Source organism: Terrabacter sp. P5_B1, from assembly GCF_056400505.1.
The window spans coordinates 1-3912 of record NZ_JBFULD010000366.1 but is presented as its reverse complement, the minus strand read 5'-3'; the positions used below and the strand labels follow the sequence as shown (position 1 = coordinate 3912).

The window sequence follows — 3912 nt, the reverse complement described above, 5'->3', positions numbered from 1 at the left end:
CACCGCGCCCGACGTGACGGTCTCGCCGACCTTGGCCGTGAGGCCCGACACGACGCCGGCCTTGTGGGCGGTGATCGGCTGCTCCATCTTCATCGCCTCGAGGACGATGACGAGGTCGCCCGCCGCGACGGTCGCGCCCTCCTCGACGGCGAGCTTGACGATGGTGCCCTGCATCGGGGCGGTCAGCGAGTCGCCGGAGGCGGCGCCCCCGGACTTGCCGCCGCCGGACCGCTTGGGCGCCTTCTTCTTCGCCGCGGCCACCCCGCCGCCACCGCCGAGGGAGAGGCCGCCCGGGAGCGAGACCTCGAGCCGCTTGCCACCGACCTCGACGACGACGGTCTGGCGCTCCTCGGCCTCGTCCTCGTCGGCAGCGCCGCCCGGCCCTGCGGCATACGGCTCGATGGTGTTCTCGAACTCGGTCTCGATCCAGCGGGTGTGGATCGAGAAGGGCTTGCCGTCCGCCGGCGCGAAGGCCGGGTCGGCCACGACCGCACGGTGGAACGGGACGACGGTCGGCATGCCCTCGATGGTCAGCTCGGCCAGGGCGCGGCGGGCGCGCTCGATGGCCTGCTCGCGGGTGCGTCCGGTGATGACGAGCTTGGCGATCATCGAGTCGAACGCCCCGGCGACGGTGTCGCCCTCGACGATGCCGGCGTCCCAGCGCACGCCCGGGCCGTGAGGCACGACCATGCGGCTCACGGTGCCCGGTGCGGGCAGGAAGCCGCGGCCGGCGTCCTCGCCGTTGATCCGGAACTCGATGGAGTGCGCGTGCGGCTCGGGGTCGCCGTAGTCGAGGGACTCGCCGTTCGCGATGCGGAACTGCTCGCGCACGAGGTCGATGCCGGTGACCTCCTCGGTCACGGGGTGCTCGACCTGCAGGCGCGTGTTGACCTCGAGGAAGCTGATGTCGCCGGCTGGCCCGACGAGGAACTCGCACGTGCCGGCGCCGACGTAGCCGGCCCCCTTGAGGATGGCCTTGCTGGCGCGCAGCAGCTCGGTGTGCTGCTCCTCGGTGAGGAAAGGCGCGGGTGCCTCCTCGACGAGCTTCTGGTTGCGGCGCTGGAGCGAGCAGTCGCGGGTCGAGACGACGACGACGTTGCCGTGCTGGTCGGCCAGGCACTGGGTCTCGACGTGGCGCGGGTGGTCGAGGAAGCGCTCGACGAAGCACTCGCCGCGACCGAAGGCCGTCACGGCCTCGCGCACCGCCGACTCGTAGAGGTCGGGGATCTCCTCCATGGCGCGCGCGACCTTGAGGCCGCGGCCGCCGCCGCCGTAGGCCGCCTTGATCGCCACCGGGAGGCCGTGCTCCTTCGCGAACTCCACCACCTCGTCGGCGCCGGAGACCGGGTCCTTCGTGCCGGGCACCAGCGGGGCGCCGGCCTTCGTCGCGATGTGCCGCGCCTTGACCTTGTCGCCGAGGGAGTCGATCGCCTCGGGTCCGGGGCCGATCCAGATGAGGCCCGCGTCGAGCACGGCCTGGGCGAAGGACGCGTTCTCGGCCAGGAAGCCGTAGCCGGGGTGGACCGCGTCGGCGCCGGACCGGCGGGCGATGTCGAGCAGCTTCTCCTGCACGAGGTAGCTCTCACCGGGAGTCGAACCCCCGAGGGCGTACGCCTCGTCGGCGACCTTGACGTGCAAGGCATCCCGGTCCGGCTCGGCGTAGACCGCCACCGAGGCGATCCCGCTGTCCGTGCACGCCCGCGCGATGCGGACGGCGATCTCACCACGGTTTGCGATCAGGACCTTGCTGATGGATGGCATGGCTCGGACTCTATCGGGCCGAAGTCGCGTCGCCCCTGTGACCTCAGGCGTATTCCCGGTCGTCTCAGAGTGAGGTCCGGCACATCGCCGGTGCGGGCGCCGACCTAGCGTGAGTGGCATGACGACACACCAGTCAGCACCCACGCTCGCTCTCGGCCACGCCTCCACCCCCGGCCTGGCCATCCCGCAGATCGGTTTCGGTGTCTGGGAGGTCCCGGACGTGGACGTCGACGCCGCGTTCGGCCGCGCCCTCGAGGTCGGCTACCGGCACATAGACACGGCGCGCATCTACGGCAACGAGGAGGGCGTCGGCCGTGTCCTGGGCCGCGACGACGTCGACCGCGACGACGTGTTCGTCACCACGAAGGTCTGGAACGACGACCACACGAACGTCCCGGCCGCGTTCGACGCCTCGATGAAGCGCCTCGGGATCGACGCCCTCGACCTCTACCTCATCCACTGGCCGGCGCCGCAGCAGGACGCCTACGTCGACGCGTGGAAGGCGATGCTCGACCTCCAGCGCGAGGGGCGGGTCAGCTCCGTCGGGGTCTGCAACTTCCAGGTGCCGCACCTGCAGCGACTGCTCGACGAGACCGGCGTGCTGCCCTCGGTCAACCAGATCGAGCTGAGCCCCTACCTCCAGCAGCGCGAGCTGCGTGCCTTCCATGCCGAGCACGGCATCGTCACGGAGGCCTGGAGCCCGCTGGCCGTCCGCGCCGGCCTGCTCGACGACCCGGTCGTCGCGCAGCTCGCCGCCAAGCACGAGGTCACGCCCGCCCAGCTCGTCCTGCGCTGGCACGTCGAGCTCGGCAACGTCGTGCTGACGCGGTCGGTCACCCCGGCGCGGATCGCCGAGAACGTCGAGATCTTCGGTTTCGCCCTCGGCGACGACGACCTCGAGGCACTCGCCGGGCTCGACCGCGGCACCCGCACCGGACCCGACCCGGACACCTTCGGCTGAGCCGCCTGACCTGACCCGGTCGCGTCCGAGCCACTAGATTGGCGGGCATGGGACTGTTCTCGCGCAAGGGCAAGGACGACACCTCCGTGCCGACGGACGCGACCGCGGTCGCCGAGCTCGAGGCCGCCGAGGGCGACGACGCGCTGACCCCCGACTTCACGGGCCGGCCCGTCGCCAACCCGCTCGGCGACGACGAGCGGGCCCGCATCGCCACCGCCCTCGAGCACGCGGCTGCTGAGGGCGTGGACGTCGACGACCTCTCGTCCATCGGGTCCCACTACGACGCGGCCTACCGCCGGTGGTCCGACGAAGGCGGGTCGGGTGAGGGCCCCGACGTCATCGTCGAGACGTTTGCCGTGGCCATCGGCGAGTACCTCGCCCGCCACAGCGCCCGGGACTGGGCAGTCGTCACCGACGTGTTCGGCACCGACCTGGGGCTGGTTGCGGCGCGAGCCGACACGGTGGTCGTGCCGCACAACCTCGTCGGCGCCCGGTGGATGCGCGGTGAGACCGGATGGGTGCCGGGCGTCGTCTCGCACCTCGTCAGCATCCGCCCGCGCTCGCGCTGATCCGGCCCCTAGGATCGCGGGCATGGACAACGCTGCCCACGGCGGGCTGGACCGGCGCAGCAAGCGCGACCTCGAGGAGGGCATCCAGCGCGACTTCACGCGCAAGATGTCCTACGGCGACTACCTCCGCCTCGACACGCTGCTCAGCGCGCAGCAGCCGCTGAGCGAGCCGCCGCAGCACGACGAGCTGCTCTTCATCATCCAGCACCAGACCTCCGAGCTGTGGCTCAAGCTGCTGATCCACGAGCTGCGCTCGGCCAGGAACCTGCTCCGCGACGACCAGCTGGGCCCGGCCCTGAAACGGCTCGCCCGGGTCAAGCACATCCAGCACACGCTCACGGACCAGTGGTCGGTGCTCGCGACGCTGACGCCGAGCGAGTACGCCGAGATCCGGCCGTTCCTCGCCACGAGCTCGGGCTTCCAGTCGGCGCAGTACCGCGAGGTCGAGTTCCTGCTCGGCAACAAGAACGCCGACATGGTGGCGGTCTTCGCGCACGACGAGGGCGCCCGCACCGCGCTGGACGCGCTCCTGCGCGAGCCGAGCCTCTACGACGAGTTCCTCGCCTACCTCGCTCGCCGTGGGTATGCCGTGCCGCCGGCCCTCCTGGACCGCGACTGGAC

Annotated in this window: 4 protein-coding genes; 3 read left to right on the top strand and 1 reads right to left on the bottom strand. The window is 71.5% G+C overall.

What is annotated here, in order from left to right:
• Positions 1-1761 (bottom strand): acetyl/propionyl/methylcrotonyl-CoA carboxylase subunit alpha (locus AC1DP0_RS19265; protein ID WP_478087633.1); only part of this gene is annotated, 1761 nt, incomplete at its 3' end.
• Between the two features lie 118 nt (positions 1762-1879).
• Here AC1DP0_RS19265 and AC1DP0_RS19260 point away from each other — a divergent pair.
• From AC1DP0_RS19260 to AC1DP0_RS19250, 3 genes are all read left to right on the top strand, one after another.
• Positions 1880-2722: an aldo/keto reductase gene (locus AC1DP0_RS19260; RefSeq protein ID WP_478087631.1), complete on the top strand. Its 843-nt coding sequence runs from the start codon at positions 1880-1882 to the stop codon at positions 2720-2722.
• 47 nt (positions 2723-2769) lie between these two features.
• Positions 2770-3291 (top strand): DUF3806 domain-containing protein, encoded by a 522-nt coding sequence (locus tag AC1DP0_RS19255; RefSeq protein ID WP_478087629.1) that lies wholly within the window; start codon positions 2770-2772, stop codon positions 3289-3291.
• 22 nt (positions 3292-3313) lie between these two features.
• Positions 3314-3912 (top strand): tryptophan 2,3-dioxygenase (locus AC1DP0_RS19250; RefSeq protein ID WP_478087626.1); only part of this gene is annotated, 599 nt, incomplete at its 3' end.